Raw genomic sequence first — 19,234 nt, 5'->3', positions numbered from 1 at the left:
CAAGGCTCCCGCCTGCTAACCCGATAGGTGTCAAATGGCAGGCGCAAAAGAGATTCGCAGCAAGATTGCGAGCATCAAAAGCACGCAGAAGATCACCAGCGCCATGGAAAAAGTGGCGGTCAGCAAGATGCGCAAGGCCCAACAGCGCATGGCTGCCAGCCGCCCCTATGCTGAGCGGATCCGTCAGGTAATTGGTCATCTGTCCAATGCCAACCCGGAATACCGCCATGCATACATGGTCGATCGCCCGGTCAAGCGCGTGGGTTACATCGTCGTCTCCTCGGATCGTGGTCTGTGCGGTGGCTTGAACATCAACCTGTTCAAAGCCCTGATCAAGAACATGAAAGAGTGGCACGACAGCGGCGTTGAAGCCGACCTGTGCGTGATCGGTAACAAGGGTGCCAGCTTCTTCCGTAGCTACGGCGGTAACGTCGTGGCGGCAGTCGGCAACATCGGTGAAGAGCCGTCGATCAATGACCTGATCGGCAGCGTCAAGGTGATGCTGGATGCCTTCAACGAAGGACGTTTGGATCGTCTGTACCTGGTGTCGAACAAGTTCATCAACACCATGACCCAGAAGCCGACCCTCGATCAGCTGCTGCCGCTGGCCTCCAACGAGGAAGAAGCGGACGCACGCAAGGGCAAGTGGGACTACCTGTACGAGCCGGATGCCCAGCAACTGCTGGATGCTCTGCTGGTTCGTTTCATCGAGTCCCAGGTGTATCAGGGCGTGGTAGAGAACTGTGCAGCCGAGCAGGCCGCACGGATGATCGCGATGAAGAACGCCACCGACAACGCCGGTGAGCTCATCAGCGACCTGCAACTGGTCTACAACAAGGCCCGTCAGGCGGCGATCACCCAGGAAATTTCGGAAATCGTCGGCGGCGCTGCCGCGGTTTAAGAACGGTTCAAATATTCAGAGGAACCTAAGATGAGTAGCGGACGTATCGTTCAAATCATCGGCGCCGTAATCGACGTGGAATTCCCGCGCGATGCCGTGCCGAATGTCTATGACGCGCTGAAAGTAGTCGGCGCGGAAACCACCCTGGAAGTCCAGCAGCAGCTGGGTGACGGCGTGGTTCGCTCGATTGCCATGGGCAGCACCGAAGGCCTCAAGCGTGGCCTGGATGTGACCAACACCGGCAAGGCCATCTCCGTACCGGTCGGTAAAGCGACCCTGGGCCGGATCATGGACGTGCTGGGTAACCCGATCGACGAAGCCGGTCCGATTGGCGAAGAAGAGCAGTGGGAAATCCACCGCGCGGCGCCGTCCTACGCCGACCAGGCGGGTGGCAACGAGTTGCTGGAAACCGGTATCAAGGTAATCGACCTGGTTTGCCCGTTCGCCAAGGGGGGTAAGGTCGGTCTGTTCGGTGGTGCCGGTGTCGGCAAGACCGTAAACATGATGGAACTGATCCGTAACATCGCCATCGAGCACAGCGGTTACTCCGTGTTCGCCGGCGTGGGTGAGCGTACTCGTGAGGGTAACGACTTCTACCACGAGATGAAGGACTCCAACGTTCTCGACAAGGTAGCCCTGGTTTACGGCCAGATGAACGAGCCGCCGGGCAACCGTCTGCGCGTGGCGCTGACCGGCCTGACCATGGCTGAGAAGTTCCGTGACGAAGGTCGTGACGTACTGCTGTTCGTCGACAACATCTATCGTTACACCCTGGCCGGTACCGAAGTATCCGCACTGCTCGGCCGTATGCCGTCGGCAGTAGGTTACCAGCCGACCCTGGCCGAAGAGATGGGCGTTCTGCAGGAACGCATCACCTCCACCAAGACCGGTTCGATCACCTCGATCCAGGCCGTTTACGTACCTGCGGACGACCTCACCGACCCGAGCCCGGCGACCACCTTCGCCCACTTGGACGCCACCGTCGTACTGTCGCGTGACATCGCTTCCCTGGGTATCTACCCGGCCGTTGACCCGCTGGACTCCACCAGCCGTCAGCTGGACCCGCTGGTGATTGGCCAGGAGCACTACGACACCGCACGCGGTGTGCAGTACGTGTTGCAGCGCTACAAGGAACTGAAGGACATCATCGCCATCCTCGGTATGGACGAACTGTCCGAAGCGGACAAGCAGCTGGTATCCCGTGCGCGTAAGATCCAGCGCTTCCTGTCGCAGCCGTTCTTCGTGGCCGAGGTCTTCACCGGTTCGCCGGGCAAGTACGTTTCGCTGAAGGAAACCATCCGTGGTTTCTCCGGCATCCTCAATGGCGACTACGACCACCTGCCGGAACAAGCGTTCTACATGGTTGGCGGTATCGACGAAGCCATCGAGAAAGCCAAGAAACTGTAACTGGCGTGCGCCCGGTAACGGGCGCTCGAGCGGACGGCGGGCTGGCCCGCCGTTCGACCTGATAACCGAGGCAAAATCATGGCTATGACAGTCCATTGCGACATCGTCAGTGCGGAAGAAGAGCTGTTCTCGGGGCTGGTGGAAATGGTCATCGCCCACGGGCACCTTGGCGACCTGGGTATTCTCCCGGGGCACGCGCCGCTGCTGACCGATCTCAAGCCCGGTCCGGTGCGTGTGATCAAGCAGGGTGGCGAGGAAGACATCTTCTACATCTCCGGCGGCTTCATCGAAGTGCAGCCGAACATGGTGAAGGTGCTGGCCGATACCGCCACGCGCGCCAAGGACCTCGACGAAGCAGCAGCCCAGGAAGCGGTCAAGGCCGCGGAAAAGGCTCTGCACGAGAAGGGTGCCGAGTTCGACTACGGCTCTGCGGCAGCGCGTCTGGCCGAAGCAGCGGCCCAGCTGCGTACCGTGCAGCAACTGCGCAAGAAGTTCGGCCACGGCTAAGCCAGGGCTCTTCAGCGCGATACGGTAAAAGGGTAGCCTTGGCTACCCTTTTTCTTTTTCTACGCCCGGGTGTGTTTGCCGGGGCCGATTCTAGGAGTAGCCCTGATGTCGCTGGATATCGTCATTCTCGCCGCCGGACAAGGTACCCGCATGCGCTCGGCATTGCCCAAGGTACTGCATGAGGTGGCGGGCAAGTCCATGCTGGGGCATGTCATCGATACGGCGCGCGCTTTGGCACCGCGCAAGATCCATGTGGTGATTGGCCACGGCGCCGAGCAGGTACGCCAGCGCCTGGCGGCCGAGGATATCCATTTCGTGCTGCAGGCCGAGCAGCTCGGTACCGGCCATGCGGTGGCCCAGGCGATGCCCCAGGTGGACGCCGACAAGGTGCTGATCCTCTACGGCGACGTGCCGCTGACCCGTGTGGAAACCCTCGCGGCGCTGCTGCAGCAGGTCAACGAGCAGCAACTGGGCCTGCTTACCGTGCAGCTGGCCGATCCGAGCGGCTATGGGCGGATCATTCGCGATGCGGCGGGTGAGGTGCAGGCGATTGTCGAGCACAAGGACGCCAGCGAGGCGCAGCGGGCGATTCGCGAAGGTAATACTGGCATCCTCGCCGTACCGGGCAAGCGTCTGGGTGAGTGGCTGGGTCGCCTGTCCAACAGCAATGCCCAGGGCGAGTACTACCTGACCGATGTGATTGCCATGGCGGTTGCCGATGGCCTGCGCGTGGCCACGGAAACCGCGGCCGAGGAAATGGAAGTACTGGGGGCCAACGACCGCTTGCAGCTGGCCCAGCTGGAGCGCTACTACCAGTTGCGTGCGGCGCGCCAGTTGATGGCGCAGGGCGTGACGCTGCGCGATCCGGCGCGTTTCGATGTGCGTGGCGAGGTGCAGGCCGGGCGCGATGTGCTCATCGATGTCAACGTAATCCTCGAAGGCAAGGTGCTTATCGAGGATGGGGTACAGATCGGTGCCAACTGCGTGATCAAGGACTCCATTCTGCGCCGCGGGGCACAGGTCAAAGCCAACAGTCATCTGGACGGTGCCGAGCTGGGTGAGGGCGCCGACTGCGGGCCGTTCGCCCGCTTGCGGCCGGGCAGCCGGCTGGGTGCGGGTGCGCATGTCGGTAACTTCGTCGAGTTGAAGAATGCCGTGCTCGGCGCAGGCGCCAAGGCCGGCCACCTCAGCTACCTGGGCGATGCCGAGGTCGGCGCACGTAGCAACATTGGCGCCGGCACCATCACCTGCAACTACGATGGCGCCAACAAGCACCGTACGGTGATGGGCGAGGATGTGTTCATTGGTTCGAATACCGCGCTGGTCGCGCCGATCAGCCTGGGTGACGGTGCAACCACCGGAGCCGGTTCGGTGGTGACCAGTGATGTGCCCGAGCAAGGTCTGGCGGTAGCGCGTGCCCGGCAGCGGGTCATCGAAAGCTGGAAACGTCCGCAGAAGCAGCGCTGAATCTTCACCTGTGAACTACCTGGCTGCGTGTCGGGTGGTGCACAGCTGATCGCGCCAATCCCAAAAAAAAGCAATCATTTGTTACCCTGTAATAGGTCGCCGCTATCAGGCGACCTTTCGTTCGGGCGCTACTGCCCGCTGTGCGCTTTACGCGTGCCAACGTTACAGGAGCAACCCTATGGGCCAACACCCTACGTCGGACACGACATTCAACGCCGCCACCGTCACTGCCGACGGTATTCCCGCCCCGACCGGGGCTGCCAATCTGATCGACACCGACTATGTAGTCGGCCAGGACAACATCCAGGGGCGTATCTCCATCGCCCTCGATATCCATGGCAAGGTTTTCAGCATTTCTGCGCTGAGCGTCCTGCTCTTTCTGCTGCTTACCCTGGCCTTGCAGAATCAGGTTGCACCGCTGTTCAGTGCCCTGCGCGATACCCTGACCAGCCAGCTGGCCTGGTTCTTCCTGAGTGCTGGCAATCTGTTTGTGCTGCTCTGCCTGGGGCTGATCATTTCGCCACTGGGCCGCGTGCGTCTGGGCGGCGTGCAGGCCCAGCCGGATTACACTTACCTGGGCTGGTTTTCCATGCTGTTTGCTGCCGGCATGGGCATTGGCCTGATGTTCTATGGCGTGGCCGAGCCCATGTCACATGCCAGTGCCGCCCTGGGCGGGACGCAACTGCAGGACAATGGCCTGCGTGGCGATTGGGCGCCGCTGGGGGCGGCCGCCGCTAATCCTGCAGAAGCCGTGCGCCTGGGCATGGCGGCAACCATCTTCCACTGGGGGCTACATCCCTGGGCCATTTATGCCATCGTGGCCCTGGCTCTGGCGCTGTTTTCCTTCAACAAGGGCCTGCCGTTGTCGATCCGCTCGATCTTTTACCCGCTGTTGGGTGAGCGGGTCTGGGGCTGGCCGGGACATCTGCTGGATATCCTCGCGGTATTTGCCACGTTGTTCGGCCTGGCGACGTCGCTGGGGATTGGTGCCGAGCAGGCCCTGGCCGGGCTTGACCGCCTGTTTGGCTGGGGGGTGGGCGATACCAGCAAGGTCTTGCTGATCCTCAGCATTACCGGGATCGCCCTGCTGTCAGTGGTAGCCGGCCTGGATCGTGGAGTACAGCGCCTGTCACAACTGAACATGGGGCTGGCAGTGTTGCTCTTGCTGTTTGTGATCATCGCCGGGCCAACCCTGCTGATTACCAGCGGCTTTATCGATAATTTGCTGGCCTACCTGCACTACCTGCCGGCGCTGGCCAACCCGCTGGGCCGGGAGGATCTGAACTTCAGCCAGGGTTGGACGGCGTTCTACTGGGCCTGGTGGATCAGTTGGTCGCCATTTGTCGGCATGTTCATTGCGCGGGTCAGTCGCGGCCGCACGGTACGCGAATTCTTGGTCGCGGTGTTGCTGGTGCCGACGCTGGTCTCGGTGCTGTGGATGAGTGCCTTTGGTGGCACGGCCCTGCACCAGTGGCTGGTCGAGGGCTTCCCGGGCGTGCAACAGGCGGCCCTTGAGCTGAAGTTGTTTGTCATGCTCGGCGAACTACCCTGGCAGGCCCTGACATCCCTGCTGGGTATTGTCCTGGTACTGGTGTTCTTCATTACTTCAGCGGACTCCGGGGCCTTGGTCATCGATACCATCACGGCCGGTGGCAAGGTCAATGCGCCACTCGCCCAGCGGGTGTTCTGGGTATTGATGATCGGCCTGATCGCCATTGCCCTGCTGCTGGGAGGCGGTCTCAATGCCTTGCAGGCCATGGCGGTGTCCACTGGCCTGCCGTTCACCCTGGTGCTGCTGGTAGGCTGCGTGGCGATCGTCAAGGGCCTGGCCAGCGAGCCGCGTGGCTAGTACCAGAGTTGGCGCAGTGGCGTGTGCGGGCTGTAGTGATGGGCGATCTGCGCCTGGAGCAGCTCGGCACAGGCCAGCGCATCACTCAGCGCATGGTGTGCCTGGTAGGCGGGCAGGTTGTAGCGCCGGCGGCTATCGGCAAGGCGCACTGAGACGGGGCGCCGGCCGAACAGGCGGTCAAGCCAGCCTGGCGGGTGCTGCCGGCGTTGCAGACTGGCCTCCAGCTGCATGGTATCGATCATCGGCAGGCTCAGGCTCTCGCCCAGTGCCTGGCGTACCGCCTTGTGCAGGAACAGGCGTTCGATGGTGCGATAGTGGACAACCACCAGGCGACCCCGCAGAGCCTCCAGCAGCTCTTCGGCGATAGCCGCGAAAGGCGGTGCCTGGTGGATCTGCGAGTGGGTAATGCGGTGGATGGTGACCGAGCGCTCCGGCAGCTCGCGTTGCGGATTGACGACCCAGTAGCGTGCCTCGCTGCAGCGGATGCGTTGCAGATCGAAGGGAATCAGGCCGAGGCTGACGATGGCATCGCGCTGGGCATCCAGCCCGGTGGTTTCCACGTCGAGAGCCAGCAGCGGCGCTGCGCCGATGGCCAGTTCGGCCGCCGGGCAGCCGGCCTGATAATAGGCGCGCAAGGCCGGATTCCGGCAGGTGCGGGCCTGCAACGCATAGAAGGCCGGCCAGCCCAACTTGCCGGGATGCAGGTTCATAGGCCGCGCATGGGTACGCTGGGGTAGCGGAAGCGCAGGAATTTCTGCGCATGGCTGATCACCTGAAAGGCCTCCTTGAGGTTATGTCGCTCATGGGCACTGATGTGTTCCGGCTCGATGTAGTTGTCTGGTGGCTGGCCGGCTTCCAGTGCCCGCGCCTGATGGCGGATCCGCACCAGCGAGAGAAACTCAAAGGCATAGCGTAGTTGCTCAAGGACCTGGGGTTGCAGCCATTGGGCCTGGGCAAGGGCTTCCAGGCGAGCCAGGCTGTTCTGCGCGGTGCTGCCACAGGCCAGCGCATGTACACGTATCAGGTCGGTCAGCGGCGCGGTGCCGCGGCCCTTGAGGTTGATGATGTTTTTCTGCCGACCATCCTTCTCCATCACGAAGGTACGGAAGAAGCCCAGTGGCGGGGTGCGGTTGAGGGCGTTGCGCGCCATGCTGGCGAGAAAGTGCGGGGTGCGACTGGCCTGTTCGGCGAGCTGTTCCTGGAGCTGCGCGGCCAGTTCGTGCTGCCCGTAAACGGCATCCAGATCAAAGAAAATGCAGCTGTTGAGCAGTGCCCGCGGCTCGGGATGTTCGATCCACTGGCGAAAATAGCCTTGCCAGACATGCAGCGGCTGTCGCCACTGGCGATTGCTGGCCATGATGCCGCCCTTGCAATAGGCATAACCGCACGCCGCCAGGCCGTTGCACACCAGGCGGGCCAGTTCGGCAAAGTACTCATCATGCAGGGCCGAGTCGAAGCGGTCATCGAGTACCAGGGCGTTATCCTGATCGGTGACCAGCAGTTGCTCGTCACGGGCCATCGAGCCGGCGACCATGAAGCAGTAGGGCACCGGAGGCGGTCCCAGGCGCTGCTCGGCCAGCTCCAGCAGGCGCTGGCAAAAGGCCCGGCCAATGCTGCTCATGGCCTGGCCGATCATCTGTGCGGTAGCCTGGTCATTGACCATGCGCAGGAAGGTGGCCTGCAGGTCGGGTACCAGGCGCTGCAGCTCTTCCACGGACTGCAGGTTGAAGATGTTGTTGACCAGGTACAGGCTGCTCCGTGATTCGTAGCGCAGGATATCGGCCAGGTTGATCACGCCCAGTGGTTGCTGGCGTTGCATGACCGGCAGGTGATGGATGTTGTGGCGCAACATGCACAGCATGCCGTCGAACACTGAGGCGTCGGCTTGCAGGCTGATCGGTTCAGCGCTCATCACCGCGCTGACTGGCGTACTGGGCGGCAAACCGGCGGCCAGCACCCGGCTGCGGAAATCGCGATCGGTAAGAATGCCCAGCATGGCGGGGGGCTGGTTGGCCTGCTCCTGTACAACCAGCAGCGAGGATACGCTGTGCTCGACCATTACCTGCGCAGCCTCTTGTACCGGGCAATCCGGGGCCACGCTGACCGGCTCGCGACTAAGCAGCTTGCGCAGGCGAATCTGCATCAGCTGGCTGGCCTGGCCCTGGTTTTCTACGGCGGACTTAAGACGTGACTGGCCTTCGGCTTCGAGGAACTCGGCGAGGCTGTCGTGCTCCTCGCAAAGCGCTTCGATTAGCGCGCCGGGCAGGCAGTACAGCAGGCAGTCCTCAATGGCGCGGGCGGCAAAGCGTACCTTGTGGCGGCCCAGCAGGGCGGCCTGGCCGAACACATCGCCTTCGCCCAGGCGGTTATGCAGGTCACCGTTGCGCTTGTAGGTTTCCACGGCGCCACTGCGGATGTAATACAGCTCGTTGAGCGGCTGACCGAGTTCCAGCAGCGGGCTGCCGGCCTTGTGGTAGCTGACCTGGGCCTGTTGGGCGAGCTGCTGCAGAGCCGACTCGGGCAACGTATCGAAGGGTGGATGACGGCTCAGGTGATCGTGGATTTCCAGAAGCTCGATCTGCATGGCAAGGCCTCGTGGTGCGGGCATGGCACAGGGGCAAACCTTAACCATTCGTGGGCTATTTGTCCCGGCCAGGCGTACCTTGCGGCTACAATGCGGGCCTGCACCGAGTGAGGAGTGTGCCGTGGAAAGAATCAAAGGCGCCTTGGTAGTGGCCTTCCTGCGTTTGTTTGCGCTGTTGCCGTGGCGTGCTGCCCAGGCGGTGGGCAGCTTGATTGGCTGGCTGATGTGGAAGCTGCCCAATCGCTCCCGCGAGGTGGTACGCATCAACCTGGCGCAGTGTTTCACCGAGTTGGACGAAGCGGCTCGTGAACGCCTGGCGGCACAGAGTCTGCGTGACATCGGCCGGACCCTGACGGAGAGCGCCTGTGCGTGGATCTGGCCGGCGGCCAAGTCGCTGCAGCAGATTCGCCAGGTCGAGGGAGGCGAACTGCTCCAGCAGGCGCTGGCCGAGGGCAAGGGCGTGGTTCTGGTGAGCAGCCACCTGGGGAACTGGGAACTGCTGCTGCAATACGTCTGTTCGCTGTGCCAGCCAATCATTCTCTACCGTCCGCCCAAGCTGCGTGCGGTGGATGAACTGCTGGTGCGCCAGCGTACGCAACTGGGTAACCAGCTGGCACCCTCGACCAAGGAAGGCATCCTCAATCTGATCAAGACCCTGCGCAAGGGGGGGGTGGCCGGTATTGCCGCCGACCCCGAACCCAGCCTGTCCAGTGGGGTGTTCGTACCGTTTTTTGGCGTGCCAACGCTGACCAGCAAATTCGTACCCTCCCTGGTGCAGGGGCACAAGGCTACGGCGCTATTCATTCATGCGTTGCGCCTGGATGACGGCAAGGGTTACCGGGTAGTGATCGAGGCGGCGCCAGAGGCACTGTATGGCGAGGATGTCGAGGCGGCGGTGGCAGCGCTCAACCAGGGTATCGAACGCCAGGTACGTGCCTGCCCCAGTCAGTACATGTGGAGCATGAAGCGTTTCAAGAAGCGCCCGCCGGGTGCCGCGAAATTGTATTGATGGCCGCTTGCCGCCTCGGGTACTGTCAGCCCCAGCCTCCTGTCACAGAATAAAAGGCCTGGCATGGATAACCAGCGTAAGACCGTACGTACCCCGCTCAAGGTACGTTTGCGCATCGAACACCCGCAGCATGGTGAGCTGATGGTGATGACCCGCGATATCTCCGACAGCGGTGTCTATGTGCTGCTCGAACAGAGCGGCCTGCTCGCCGTGGGCGATCAGGTGCGTGGCCAGGTGCAGGGGCTGCCGATGGAAGCGCCGATCCTGCTCATGGAAGTGGTGCGTGTCGAGCCGCTGGGCGTCGGCCTGCGCTTTGTGAGCGAATAACCCGCCGGGTGTGCCGGGTGCCAGAGCAGCCCCGGCCATGCAACACGCCGCCGCAGGCCTGCCTCAGAAGAAGGTCAGGCCGACCTGGAACAGCCGCTCGGCATCGCGGATGTACTTCTTGTCCACCAGAAAGAGAATCACATGATCGCCTGACTCGATCACCGTATCGTCGTGGGCGATCAGCACTTCCTCGTCACGGATGATCGCGCCGATGGTGGTGCCGGGAGGCAGGGCAATGTCCTCGATCATCCGGCCGACTACCCGGCTGGACTTGGCGTCGCCGTGGGCAATGGCCTCGATGGCTTCCGCCGCGCCACGGCGCAGTGAGTGCACGCTGACGATGTCGCCGCGGCGCACGTGGGTCAGCAGGGTGCCGATGGTGGCCAGCTGCGGGCTGATGGCGATATCGATCTCACCGCCCTGCACCAGGTCGACATAGGCCGGGTTGTTGATGATGCTCATCACCTTGCGTGCGCCAAGGCGCTTGGCCAGCAGCGAGGACATGATGTTGGCCTCGTCGTCGTTGGTCAGAGCGAGGAAAATGTCGGCTTCGGCAATATTTTCCTCGACCAGCAGATCGCGGTCCGAGGCGCTGCCCTGCAGGACGATGGTGCTGTCCAGGGTGTCCGACAGGTAACGGCAGCGCGCCGGATTCATCTCGATGATCTTCACCTGGTAGCGGCTTTCGATGGCTTCCGCCAGGCGCTCGCCAATATGCCCGCCGCCGGCGATGACCACGCGTTTGTAGCTGTCTTCGAGGCGGCGCATCTCGCTCATCACCGCGCGGATGTGCGCCTTGGCGGCAATGAAGAACACCTCGTCATCGGCTTCGATCACCGTATCGCCCTGCGGCATGATCGGCCGGTTGCGGCGGAAGATCGCCGCCACGCGGGTATCCACGTTGGGCATGTGCTCACGCAGCTGGCGCAATTGCTGGCCGACCAGCGGGCCGCCGTAGTAGGCGCGCACCGCCACCAACTGCGCCTTGCCCTCGGCGAAGTCGATAACCTGCAGGGCGCCGGGGTATTCGATCAGGCGCTTGATGTAGTTGGTCACCACCTGTTCCGGGCTGATCAGTACGTCCACCGGGATCGCCTCGTTGTCGAACAGGCCGCTGCGCGTCAGGTAGGCGGCTTCGCGCACCCGGGCGATTTTGGTCGGGGTGTGGAACAGGGTATAGGCCACCTGGCAGGCGACCATGTTGATCTCGTCGCTGTTGGTGACCGCTACCAGCATGTCGGCATCGTCGGCACCGGCCTGGCGCAGCACGGTGGGGAAGGAGCCGCGACCGACAATGGTGCGGATATCCAGGCGGTCGCCCAGGTCGCGCAGGCGCTCGGCATCGGTATCGACCACGGTGATGTCGTTGGCTTCCCCGGACAGGTGTTCGGCGAGCGTGCCGCCGACCTGGCCGGCACCGAGGATGATGATCTTCACAAGCGCTCCTTAACCGCGAGGCGACGCGGCAATCTTGATCAGCTTGGCATAGTAGAAACCGTCGTGGCCATCAGCCTGCGGCAGCAACTGGCGGCCATGGGCCTGCTTGAGGCCGAAGCTACCGGTGATATCCAGCTCGCGCGCGCCGGGCGTGCGTTGCAGGAAGGCGGCGATGTTGTCGCGGTTCTCCTGAGGCAGCACTGAGCAGGTGGCATACAGCAGCACGCCGCCGACCTCCAGGGTCGGCCACAGGGCATCCAGCAGTTCGCCCTGCAGGGTGGCCAGCGCAGCAATATCCTCGGCCTGGCGGGTCAGCTTGATATCCGGATGGCGGCGGATCACCCCGGTGGCTGAGCAGGGGGCGTCGAGCAGGATGCGCTGGAACGGCTTGCCGTCCCACCAGGCGGCCACGTCGCGGCCATCGGCGGCGACCAGGGTGGCCTGCAGCTGCAGGCGAGCGAGGTTCTCCTCGACGCGGGCCAGGCGACTGGGCTCCAGGTCCAGGGCGATGACTTCCTGTAGGCCGGGCTCGGTTTCGAGCAGGTGGCAGGTCTTGCCGCCGGGTGCGGCGCAGGCGTCCAGCACGCGCTGGCCCGGGGCCAGGTCGAGCAGGTCGGCGGCCAGCTGGGCGGCTTCGTCCTGCACGCTGACCCGACCGTTCATGAAGCCCGGCAGGGTCTTCACGTCGCAGGGCTGCAGCAGACGGATAGCGTCGCGGCTGAAGATACAGGGCGCGGCCTCGATGCCGGCGTTATGTAGTTCGGCGAGGTAGGCCTCGCGGCGGGCTTGGCGACGATTGACGCGCAGGATCAGCGGCGGATGCTGGTTATTGGCCGCGCAGATGGCCTGCCAGTGTTCCGGCCAGTCGGCCTTCAGGCGTTTCTGCAGCCAGCGCGGATGTGCAGTGTGCAATACCGGGTCGCGGTCCAGCTCGGCGAACAGCACCTCATGGTCGCGCTGGGCATTGCGCAGCACGCCATTGAGCAGCCCCTTGAGCGAGGATTTCTTCAGCTTGTCGACACAGGCCACCGTCTCACCGATGGCGGCATGCGCGGGGATACGGGTATGCAGCAGCTGATACAGACCGACCAGTAGCAGTGCTTCGACGTCGCGGTCGGCGGCCTTGAAGGGCTTTTGCAGCAGTTTTTCGGCGAGCAGCTGCAGGCGCGGTTGCCAGCGGGCGGTGCCGAAAGCCAGCTCCTGGGCCAGGCCCCGATCGCGCGGCTCGACCTTGTCCAACAGCGGCGGTAGGCTGCTAGCCAGCGAGGCTTTGCCCTGCAGAACCGTGGCCAGGGCGCGGGCAGCCGCCAGACGCGGGTTCATGCGCCCAGCACCTGGCCGATGGCGAACAGCTCGCGGCGACTGTTGTACAGGTCGGTGAAGTTCAGTGGCTTGCCACCGGGTAGCTGCAGGCGGGTCAGGCGCAATGCGCCTGTGCCGCAGGCGACAGAGAGGCCGCTCTTGTCGGCAGCGAGGATGCTGCCGGGCTGGCCATGGCCATCGCCCAGCTGTGCGGCGTGGACTTTCAGCGGCTCGCCGTTGAGGCTGCTGTGGCACAGTGGCCAGGGGTTGAAGGCGCGGATCAGGCGTTCCAGCTCGACGGCGGGACGGCTCCAGTCGAGGCGCGCCTCGTCCTTGTTCAGTTTGTGTGCGTAGGTGGCCAGGCTGTCGTCCTGTGCCTCGCCGGGCAGTGGCCCAGCCGCCAGCTGGCTGACCGCCTCGACGACGGCCGCCGAGCCCAGTTCAGCCAGGCGATCATGCAGGCTGCCGCCGGTGTCTGTGGCGCTGATCGGTGTGCTGACCTTGAGCAACATAGGGCCGGTGTCCAGCCCGGCTTCCATGCGCATGACGGTCACGCCGCTTTGCTGATCACCGGCCTCGATGGCGCGCTGGATCGGCGCAGCACCCCGCCAGCGCGGCAGCAGCGAGGCATGGCTGTTGATGCAGCCCAGGCGCGGAATGTCCAGTACGGCCTGCGGCAGGATCAGGCCGTAGGCGACCACCACCAGCAGATCCGCTTTGAGCGCGGCCAGTTCGGCCTGTGCCTGCGGATCGCGCAGGCTCTGCGGCTGGTACACGGCGATGCCGTGCTGCAAGGCCAATTGTTTGACGGCGCTGGGCATGAGTTTGTGACCGCGCCCGGCGGGTCGGTCCGGCTGGGTGTACACGGCGACGACCGGCAGGCCGGCGGCGAGCAGGGCGGCGAGGTGCTGGGCGGCAAATTCCGGGGTGCCGGCAAAGACAATACGCATGGCTATCGGGGTCCGGTAAAAATAAAAAAGGCTTGCTGTGGCAAGCCTTTGGCATGTCGCGGTCAGGCGCGCTGGCGATGCTGTTTTTCCAGCTTCTTCTTGATGCGATCGCGCTTGAGTTGCGACAGGTAGTCGACGAACAGCTTGCCGTTGAGGTGGTCGCATTCGTGCTGGATGCACACCGCGAGCAGGCCGTCGGCGATCATTTCAAAGGGTTTGCCGTCACGATCCAGGGCTTTGATACGGACCTTTTGCGGACGGTCGACGTTCTCGTAGAAGCCGGGTACCGACAAGCAGCCTTCCTGATACTGGTCCATCTGCTCGGTCAGCGCTTCGAACTCCGGGTTGATGAACACCAGCGGTGTGGACTTGTCTTCCGAAAGATCCATGACCACCAGGCGCTTGTGTACGTCGACCTGGGTCGCGGCCAGGCCGATACCGGGCGCGGCGTACATGGTTTCAAACATGTCGTCGATCAGCTGACGCAGGGCATCATCGACCACGTCCACCGGCTGGGCGATGGTGCGCAGGCGGGGATCGGGGAATTCGAGTATGTTCAGAATCGCCATATACGTTTGTGATGCACTTGTGGAATAAAGTCAAAATCCGCTGCTAAGATGATGAGCAGCATTGAAAAACGGCTTCAGGCCGCGAGTTCTGCGGCTTTCAGGCGTCCGCCACATAATAAAGGGATTCACCGCATGAGGAAATCACTACTCGCCCTGCTGATGCTGGCCGCCAGCGGCCTGACCCAGGCAGCAGTCCAGCTCAAGGATGGCCATCCGCAGAGTTACACCGTGGTCCGTGGTGACACCCTGTGGGACATCTCCGGCAAGTTCCTCAGCCAGCCCTGGAAGTGGCCGGAAATCTGGCATGCCAATCCGCAAGTGAAGAACCCCCACCTGATCTACCCGGGTGACGTGCTCAGCCTGGTGTATATCGATGGCCAGCCGCGCCTGGTGCTCAACCGCGGCGAATCGCGCGGCACCATCAAGCTGTCGCCGCAGGTGCGCAGCACGCCGCTGGCTGAAGCTATCCCGGCGATCCCGCTGGAGAAGATCAACAGCTTCCTGCTCAGCAACCGCATCATCAACACCGCGGAAGAGTTCGCGCAGCGCCCCTACGTGGTAGCGGGCAACCAGGAGCGGGTGGTCAGTGGCGCTGGCGATCGTATTTATGCCCGCGGTTCTTTCGATGACCAGCAGCCTTCCTACGGTCTGTTCCGCCAGGGCAAGACCTATACCGACCCGGTGACCCAGGAGTTCCTCGGCATCAACGCCGATGACATCGGTGGTGCTGACCTGGCAGAGGTCGAAGGTGATATCGCTACCCTGCAGCTAACCCGGACTACCCAGGAAGTTCGCCTGGGTGATCGCCTGTTCGTCAGCGAAGAGCGGCCGATCAACTCCACCTTCATGCCCAGCGAGCCGAGCGAAACCATCGACGGGGTGATCCTCGATGTGCCGCGCGGCGTCAACCAGATCGGCCAGTTCGATGTGGTGACCATCAACAAGGGCACCCGTGACGGCCTGGCCGAGGGCCACGTACTGGCCATCTACAAGACCGGGGAAACCGTGCGTGACGTAGTGGCTGGCGACCGGGTGAAGATCCCGGACGAGCGCTCCGGCCTGCTCATGGTGTTCCGCACCTATGACAAGCTCAGCTACGGCCTGGTGTTGATGGCCAACCGACAGCTCAGCGTCAACGACAAGGTCAAGAACCCCTGATCCACCGACCCCGGCACTGCCGGGGTTTTTCATTCTGCCTGCCGATCAAGGATGATCCGCATGACCTGCCTTTCGCCTGCCGAACTGGAAGCGCGTCTGCGCCTGCATTGCCTGCCGCAACTCGGGCCCAAGCGTTTCCGCCGACTGTTTTCCGCTTTCGACAGTGCCAGTGCCGCGCTCAGTGCGCCGGCGTCGGCCTGGCGCGCCTTGGGCTTGCCGGCCAGCAGTGCCGCGGCGCGGCGTTGCGACGAGGTCCGCGAGCGGGCCGCCGCCGCGCTGGTCTGGCTGGAACAGCCCGGTCAACAGCTACTGATGTTCGATGATGACAACTACCCGGCGTTGCTCGCCGAGCTGGACGATGCACCGCCGCTGCTCTTTGTGCAGGGGGATGCGGGTTTGCTGGAGCGTCCGCAGCTGGCTCTGGTGGGCAGTCGCAATGCCAGCCGTCCTGGCCTGCAGACGGCCGAGGCGTTTGCCCGTAGTCTGGCTTCGGCCGGCTTTGTCATTACCAGCGGGCTGGCGCTGGGTATCGATGGCGCGGCACACCAGGGAGCCTTGCAGGTGGGTGGGCGTACCGTCGCGGTGCTGGGCACGGGTCTCTGCCAGATCTATCCGCCGCGCCACAAGGCCCTGGCGCTGCGTATCGCCGCCGAGGGTGGCGCACTGGTTTCCGAGTTGCCACTGGACAGTGCGCCGCAGGCCAGTAACTTCCCCCGGCGCAACCGCATCATCAGCGGCCTGTCGCTGGGTGTGCTGGTGGTCGAGGCGGGCCTGGCCAGTGGCTCGCTGATTACTGCACGCCTGGCTGCCGAGCAGGGGCGGGAGGTCTGGGCCATTCCCGGGTCTATCCATCATCCGGGTGCCAAGGGCTGCCACCAGTTGATTCGCGATGGGGCGCAACTGGTGGAACGTGTCGATGATCTGCTGCAGAGCCTGCACAACTGGCAGTATCAGCCACCAGCCGCAGCGGTCCTGCCTGAGCTGCCTATCAGCGAGTCGCCCTTGCTGGCCTTGCTGCATGCCGCCCCACAAAGCAGTGAAAGCCTGGCAGCTGCCAGCGGGCAGAGTTTGTCCGAGGTATTGGCGCAGCTTACCGAACTGGAGTTGAGTGGTGCGGTGCAGCGTCAACAGACGCTCTGGCTGGCGTGTTCGCGCTGAGTCGCAAGCGCGCCGGATAAAGCAACAGCAGCGCCAGCAGACCGAGCAGCCCGGCCGTGAGGAACAGCCCCGGGTAGCCGATAGCCTTGGCCAGCAGGCCGCTCGTGGCGCCGACCAGTCCGGCCAGCAGCAATTGCAGGCTGGCCTGCAGGGTGAAGTCCGCACCCTCATGGGCGCTCCGGCACTGGCGCATCATGGCGGCGAATAGCACGACGCTGGATAAGCCATCGGCGGCCTGCTCAAGCAGTGCCAGGCTATACACCAGGCTATCCGCCGCACCTTGCGTCAGACTGGCCAGACTGGCCAAGGTCAGCGCTTGCAATACGCCACCCAGCAGCAGGGCCCGCCAGGCGCCCAGACGGGCATATAGCCAGCCACCGGCCAGTGCACCGAGGATGCCGCACAGGCTACTGAGCAGCGTCAGTTGCCCCAGTGCACCGAGGCCCCAGCCCAGGTCGACCAGCATGGGTTTGATCATGGGGGAGGCCAGGGAGTCGCCCAGCTTGAAGCTCATCAGCAGGGCCAGCCAGGCGCCCATGCCCGGTTGCCTGAGCAAGCCGCGATAGTGCTGGCACAACAGCGCAGGACCGCTGGCGGCCTGTTCGGGTGCCGGGTTGGGGCGTTCCTGCCAGTGCCACACCGGCAGGGTTAGCGCGGCCAGCAACAGGGCCAGGCTGGCCAGCGCAAGGTTCCAGCCCATCTGCCCGACTAGCAGCAACAGGCCACTGCCACTCAGCAGCATACCGATCTTGTAGCCGCCGACCTGCACACTGTTGCCCAGGCCTCGCCAGCGCTCGCTGAGCAGGCGCACGGTAAGCCCGTCAGTGGCGATGTCCTGGGTGGCGGCAGCCAGGTTGATCAACAGCAGCAGGCCCAGCAGCAGGCTGAACTGCTCACTCAGCAGACGCGGCCCATCGAGCAGGGCGAGCAGCGCCAGGCAGAGCACCACGCTACCTTGCAGGGGAAGGATCCAGCCGCGCGCATGGCCGAGGCGGGGATGCCGCCAGCGATCTACCCAGGGCGCCCACAGTGCCTTGAGCAGCCAGGGCAGGGCGAGCAACTTGAGCAGGCCGATCAGCGCCAGGTCAACGCCCTGTTGGCGCAGCAGGGCGGGCAGGGCATGCGCGACCAGGCCGGAGGGCAAACCCTGGGCGCAGTACAGCGAAGCCAGCAACAGCCAGGTGGCCCGAGACGGGCGGGGAGATAAGGGAGCAACCAGCATGGCCAGGCCCAGATGGCATCGATGGCTGGCGTTTTACCGACTTGTCAGGTGGGCGGCAAGCGTGTGCCCTGGGCTGAACCATGGAACTGCTCGACCAGCAGCTGCAGGCGACTGGCCAGATCGGCCAGCTGGCGCGCACTGTGACGGCTTTGGCTACTGGCGACCACGCTGCTTTCGCTGGCCTGGCGAATACCGCCCAGGTTGCGTTGAATATCCTCGCCGACGGCGCTCTGCTGCTCCACGGCAGCGGCGATTTGCAAGCTCATGTCGCTGATGCGGGTCACCCGCTGGTTGATGCCCTGCAGGGCATTGGCCGTTTGCAGGGCCTGGTGCACGGCGGCTTCGGCCTGGCTACGACTACGCTGCATCGTCTGCACGGCCTGGCTGGCACCTTCCTGTAGCTGGCTAATCATGCTGTTGATTTGCGCGGTGGATTGCTGGGTGCGCGAGGCCAGGCCGCGCACTTCATCCGCCACGACGGCAAAGCCGCGACCCTGCTCACCGGCTCGCGCCGCTTCAATGGCGGCGTTCAGCGCCAGCAGGTTGGTCTGCTCGGCGATACCCTGGATTACGTCCAGCACCTGATTGATGGTGTGGCTATGCTCGGCCAGCTGTTCGATGACCTGGTGACTTTGCTGCACTTCCTCGGCCAGCTTGTCGAGTAGCTGGCAGGTCTGTTCGACCATCTGTAGCCCGTCACAGGCTTCCGCATCGGCCTCGCTGGCCGCACAGGCGCTGTGCTGGGCGTGGCGAGCAACTTCTTGCACACTGCCGGCCAACTGGCTGATGGCGCTGGCTACCTGTTCGGTTTCCCCTTGTTGTTGCAGGGTTGCGTGTGAGCTGCACTCCACCGCGCCGGCCAGTTCGCCGGCCTCGTTACGTAACTGGCGGGTGGCATCGGCGATTCGCCCGATCACCGAGCCCGCCTCGGCCCGCAGGCTGAGCAGGGCAAAGCCGAGCTGGCCAAATTCGTCATTACGCTGGCAGTACAGGTACTGACTGAGCGGGTTGTCGGCCACTTCGCGAGCCTCACGTAACAGCGCCTGCAAAGGGCGCAGGGCGAGATGCAACAACAGCCCCAGGCCGAGGCTGAGGCCTGCACCGAGCAGGAGCGCGCTAGTCGCCGAGAGTGCGCCGCAAAACAGGCCGAGCAGGCTGGCGCTGCCGCTCAGCAGTGCGGCTTGCAAACTCAGGCGCATGGCCAGCGAGAGGCGTGGCCGGCGTAGCGCAGCAGGTGACTGGCCGTCGCGCAGGCGTGCGTAAAGTGCCTCGGCACGGGCCACCTGCTCGGCGCTGGCCGCACGGCGTACCGATTGATATTCCACCACCTGGCCATGCCGGCAAACCGGCGTGACATGGGCACTGACCCAGTAGTGATCACCGTTCT

At 63.8% G+C, this 19,234-nt stretch carries 17 protein-coding genes; 9 read left to right on the top strand and 8 right to left on the bottom strand.

The genetic code is table 11. From position 1 onward, the window contains the following. Window positions 1-34 precede the first annotated feature (34 nt). From atpG to CFY91_RS06050, 5 genes are all read left to right on the top strand, one after another. Complete coding sequence (gene atpG, locus CFY91_RS06070) at window positions 35-901, top strand: F0F1 ATP synthase subunit gamma (protein WP_093985459.1); 867 nt, start codon at window positions 35-37, stop codon at window positions 899-901. A gap of 30 nt (window positions 902-931) precedes the next feature. After that, window positions 932-2,308 (top strand): F0F1 ATP synthase subunit beta, encoded by a 1,377-nt coding sequence (atpD, locus tag CFY91_RS06065; protein WP_093985458.1) that lies wholly within the window; start codon window positions 932-934, stop codon window positions 2,306-2,308. A gap of 78 nt (window positions 2,309-2,386) precedes the next feature. Then, the gene (locus CFY91_RS06060) at window positions 2,387-2,815 is read left to right on the top strand and encodes a F0F1 ATP synthase subunit epsilon (RefSeq protein ID WP_093985457.1); all 429 of its coding nucleotides are present in this window, start codon (window positions 2,387-2,389) and stop codon (window positions 2,813-2,815) included. 105 nt (window positions 2,816-2,920) lie between these two features. After that, complete coding sequence (gene glmU, locus CFY91_RS06055) at window positions 2,921-4,282, top strand: bifunctional UDP-N-acetylglucosamine diphosphorylase/glucosamine-1-phosphate N-acetyltransferase GlmU (protein ID WP_093985456.1); 1,362 nt, start codon at window positions 2,921-2,923, stop codon at window positions 4,280-4,282. Window positions 4,283-4,460: 178 nt separating this feature from the next. After that, on the top strand, window positions 4,461-6,131 hold the full coding sequence (locus CFY91_RS06050; protein WP_093985455.1) for a BCCT family transporter: 1,671 nt from the start codon (window positions 4,461-4,463) through the stop codon (window positions 6,129-6,131). Here the strand turns inward: CFY91_RS06050 and CFY91_RS06045 are convergent. Together CFY91_RS06045 and CFY91_RS06040 are read right to left on the bottom strand one after the other, a co-directional pair. Continuing rightward, the gene (locus tag CFY91_RS06045) at window positions 6,128-6,841 is read right to left on the bottom strand and encodes a 3'-5' exonuclease (RefSeq protein WP_093985454.1); all 714 of its coding nucleotides are present in this window, start codon (window positions 6,839-6,841) and stop codon (window positions 6,128-6,130) included. The genes CFY91_RS06050 and CFY91_RS06045 overlap by 4 nt on opposite strands. Then, a complete protein-coding gene (locus tag CFY91_RS06040; RefSeq protein ID WP_093985453.1) occupies window positions 6,838-8,715 on the bottom strand; it encodes a putative nucleotidyltransferase substrate binding domain-containing protein in 1,878 nt (625 codons plus the stop codon). Before CFY91_RS06040 ends, CFY91_RS06045 begins: the two co-directional genes overlap by 4 nt. A gap of 121 nt (window positions 8,716-8,836) precedes the next feature. Here CFY91_RS06040 and CFY91_RS06035 point away from each other — a divergent pair, with 121 nt between their 5' ends. Further along, window positions 8,837-9,724 (top strand): lysophospholipid acyltransferase, encoded by an 888-nt coding sequence (locus CFY91_RS06035; RefSeq protein WP_093985452.1) that lies wholly within the window; start codon window positions 8,837-8,839, stop codon window positions 9,722-9,724. A gap of 63 nt (window positions 9,725-9,787) precedes the next feature. Continuing rightward, on the top strand, window positions 9,788-10,051 hold the full coding sequence (locus CFY91_RS06030; RefSeq protein WP_093985451.1) for a PilZ domain-containing protein: 264 nt from the start codon (window positions 9,788-9,790) through the stop codon (window positions 10,049-10,051). Window positions 10,052-10,114: 63 nt separating this feature from the next. On the opposite strand, the gene trkA is transcribed toward CFY91_RS06030, so the two are convergent. The 4 genes from trkA to def all read right to left on the bottom strand — a co-directional run bounded on the left by trkA (window position 10,115) and on the right by def (window position 14,309). Then, window positions 10,115-11,488 carry a Trk system potassium transporter TrkA gene (trkA, locus tag CFY91_RS06025; protein WP_093985450.1) on the bottom strand — a complete coding sequence of 458 codons (1,374 nt, stop codon included), beginning with the start codon at window positions 11,486-11,488 and terminating at the stop codon, window positions 10,115-10,117. 9 nt (window positions 11,489-11,497) lie between these two features. Further along, complete coding sequence (rsmB, locus tag CFY91_RS06020; protein ID WP_093985449.1) at window positions 11,498-12,811, bottom strand: 16S rRNA (cytosine(967)-C(5))-methyltransferase RsmB; 1,314 nt, start codon at window positions 12,809-12,811, stop codon at window positions 11,498-11,500. Next, a complete protein-coding gene (gene fmt, locus CFY91_RS06015; protein WP_093985448.1) occupies window positions 12,808-13,740 on the bottom strand; it encodes a methionyl-tRNA formyltransferase in 933 nt (310 codons plus the stop codon). The genes rsmB and fmt overlap by 4 nt, the downstream gene beginning before the upstream one ends. 62 nt (window positions 13,741-13,802) lie before the next feature. Further along, window positions 13,803-14,309 (bottom strand): peptide deformylase, encoded by a 507-nt coding sequence (def, locus tag CFY91_RS06010; protein ID WP_093985447.1) that lies wholly within the window; start codon window positions 14,307-14,309, stop codon window positions 13,803-13,805. 132 nt (window positions 14,310-14,441) lie between these two features. On the opposite strand from def, the gene CFY91_RS06005 reads away from it, so the two are divergent. Beyond that, window positions 14,442-15,467, top strand: coding sequence for a LysM peptidoglycan-binding domain-containing protein (locus CFY91_RS06005; RefSeq protein WP_093985446.1), 1,026 nt, complete (start codon window positions 14,442-14,444; stop codon window positions 15,465-15,467). Window positions 15,468-15,527: 60 nt separating this feature from the next. After that, window positions 15,528-16,625 carry a DNA-processing protein DprA gene (gene dprA, locus CFY91_RS06000; protein WP_093985445.1) on the top strand — a complete coding sequence of 366 codons (1,098 nt, stop codon included), beginning with the start codon at window positions 15,528-15,530 and terminating at the stop codon, window positions 16,623-16,625. Here dprA and CFY91_RS05995 read toward each other — a convergent pair. Continuing rightward, window positions 16,558-17,847 carry an MFS transporter gene (locus CFY91_RS05995; protein ID WP_093985444.1) on the bottom strand — a complete coding sequence of 430 codons (1,290 nt, stop codon included), beginning with the start codon at window positions 17,845-17,847 and terminating at the stop codon, window positions 16,558-16,560. The two genes, dprA and CFY91_RS05995, sit on opposite strands and share 68 nt — an antisense overlap. A gap of 44 nt (window positions 17,848-17,891) precedes the next feature. Continuing rightward, the coding region (locus tag CFY91_RS05990; protein WP_106408247.1) for a methyl-accepting chemotaxis protein at window positions 17,892-19,234 on the bottom strand (1,343 nt) is incomplete at its 5' end.

Source organism: Pseudomonas fluvialis, assembly GCF_002234375.1.
Taxonomy (GTDB): domain Bacteria; phylum Pseudomonadota; class Gammaproteobacteria; order Pseudomonadales; family Pseudomonadaceae; genus Aquipseudomonas; species Aquipseudomonas fluvialis.
Note: the sequence above shows the minus strand (reverse complement) of the source record. Positions and strands in the feature narration are given on the sequence as shown.